This is a genomic window from Campylobacter showae CC57C (assembly GCF_000344295.2).
GTDB lineage: Bacteria > Campylobacterota > Campylobacteria > Campylobacterales > Campylobacteraceae > Campylobacter_A > Campylobacter_A showae_B.
Window position 1 is genome coordinate 1 of the sequence record NZ_AOTD01000204.1, and the last position, 2374, is coordinate 2374.

At 47.6% G+C, this 2374-nt stretch carries 3 protein-coding genes; 1 reads left to right on the forward strand and 2 read right to left on the reverse strand.

The window, feature by feature from the left end:
- The coding region (locus H740_RS07730) for a tRNA (adenosine(37)-N6)-threonylcarbamoyltransferase complex transferase subunit TsaD (RefSeq protein WP_002953001.1) at positions 1 to 600 on the forward strand (600 nt) is incomplete at its 5' end.
- A gap of 132 nt (positions 601 to 732) precedes the next feature.
- On the opposite strand, the gene H740_RS07735 is transcribed toward H740_RS07730, so the two are convergent.
- The gene (locus tag H740_RS07735; RefSeq protein ID WP_002953003.1) at positions 733 to 1263 is read right to left on the reverse strand and encodes a hypothetical protein; all 531 of its coding nucleotides are present in this window, start codon (positions 1261 to 1263) and stop codon (positions 733 to 735) included.
- A gap of 171 nt (positions 1264 to 1434) precedes the next feature.
- On the reverse strand, positions 1435 to 2374 hold a 940-nt coding region (locus H740_RS07740), incomplete at its 5' end, for a 3'(2'),5'-bisphosphate nucleotidase CysQ family protein (RefSeq protein WP_231679333.1).

Consider the following 2374-nt stretch of genomic DNA (forward strand, 5'->3'; position numbering starts at 1 on the left):
CACACGATGGTGCTAGATATCGGCGCGGACGGGGCCGTGAGCGTGCTGGCTGCGACGATGGACGATAGCTTTGGCGAGAGCTTTGACAAGGTCGCAAAGATGCTGGGGCTGGGGTATCCGGGCGGCGTAGCGGTCGAAAAGGCGGCAAAGATCGGGCGCGAGAGGTTTAAATTTACCGTGCCGCTGCTGGGCGATGCGCGCACGGCGTATAGCTTCTCGGGACTCAAAAATCAGGTTCGCGTCGAAACCGAAAAGCTCGCCGCAAGTGGAAATCTCGGCGCGCAGGAGATCGCGGATATCTGCTTTGCCTTTGAAAATACCGCCTGTAAGCACATATTAAACAAGCTGGAAAAGATCTTTGCCCAGCGCAAATTTGAGCGTTTTGGCGTCGTGGGCGGAGCGAGCGCGAATCTAAATCTGCGCTCCCGCCTAAAGGCTTTATGCGATAAATACGGCTGCGAGCTCATCTGTGCGCCGCTAGAGTTTTGCTCCGATAATGCTGCTATGATCGCGCGCGCGGGACGCGAGAAATACCTGCACGGCGAGTTTGCGGGGCTTGATCTGCAGGCTAGCCCTAGAAGCGAGCTAACGAGGATTTAGTTTCGGCTTTTGGCTAAATTTGCTTTTTAGCTCAAATTTGGCGATTATTACCCCAAATTTAGCTTTTTGTGGCGCTGTTGCGAGCGAGCGAGTATAAAGCACGCCAAATTTATAGAATCTAAAATCGTTTCGCTAAAAAAATACCGCGACAATCGCCGCAAACGCTAAGACTGAATAAATTAAGATTTTGACTATGCTTGTTTTTGCGCCGGCTTTTCGCTCGTAAAATACGCTTAATTTGTATTCCGAGCTCTTAAGCGTGCGCCATGCTGCAAAAATCGCCATCACCAAAAGTAACGAACAAAATTCTCGCGACGGCAAGCTTCTAAAATCTTCCAAAAATAAAATGGTCGCAAGAAGCGTCGCCAAGCAAAACAGCATAAAAAATACCCAGCTCAAAGCGAAGAAAAATACGGCGTCCATTTTGCAATCTATGCCGTGATTTTTATATGCTGCGACTCTAAAGCCGATATAAACAGCAAGCAATGCGCAAGATAGTATCGTGAGCGGGTTAAATAGCACAGAAAGAGTCATTTGGCTCGTCTCCGCGCCCAAAATAGACGCCATGGGCGCAAAAGTAACGAAGGCGCAAAAGTAAAAAAGTATAAATAAAATTCTAGCCTGGAAAATGACGCTAAGAACTGATTTTATGATTTTTAACAATTGTTTCCTTTAAACGTTTGGTGACTTAGGGCTTGAAATTTGACTACGATTTTAGCTAAATTTTAAATGAAATTTATCGACTCTCGTCTAGCAGGTCTTAAATTCGGCGTTGCTATATAATGTATTTACTTGAGCCGTTTAAATTTGAAATGCGGCGAGTCGCCTTTTGGTTTATAAGTTTAGCTCTTTTATCGCTCGTAAAATTTCATCCTCGCGGTCTAAAAAATCCTTTGCGATGACTATAAATTCGTTATTTTTTAGCGAGGCTGCGTCGTAGATCGGCGCTTTTAGCGTCGCTAGATCGATCATCTTTGCACCCGCCCCCGCAGCGATCATCTCGCCAGCGGCGTTGTCCCAGATAGAGCTTGGCGAGTAGCGCATATATGCACCCGCGATATTTTCGGCGATGCGGCAGTATTTGATCGCCGAGCTTAGTCGCGCGATGTCAAAATTTAGAGCGGTCGCGAGCTTGCCCGCCGTTACGTTTTTGCCGCGTTTACCGCTGATTATCGTTTGCGGCGCACGCTCTTTTGCGGCTAGAGTTTGCGGGATAAACGCGCCGTTTTCGTAAAGCTCTTTTTGCGTTTGTCCGCCCTTTGCCGCGCTATAAATTTCGCCAGTAACGGGCACGTAGATAACGCCGAGCGCAGGGCGACCGTCCTCTATGAGCGCGATACAGACGCAAAACTCGCCGCTACCGCTGATAAAATCCTTCGTGCCGTCTAGCGGATCGATGAGCCAAAAGGTCCGCGCGGACTCGCCCAAAATCTTTTCCTCCGAGCAGATCGGAATTTGTGAGCTTTTTAGCGTTTCAAATATCGCAGCGTTTGCAGCAAGGTCGGCTGAGGTCACGGGCGAATGATCGGTTTTTAAATTTACCTCGAAATCCCGGCCGTTTTTACCGCATACGCTTTCGCTCAAGGTCGAACGAGCTGCTAAAGTCTCGTCGTCAAAGCCCTTGTGGGCGTAAAATTTCATTATCTCGTCGCCTGCTTTGATGGCTGCAAGCTTGGCTAGGTTTAATAATTCGTTTAAATTTTGCATTTTGGTTTCTTTTTGCTGTATTTTTAGTATTTTGATTTTTCTTGTTAAGGGGGAAGGGGCTTGAATT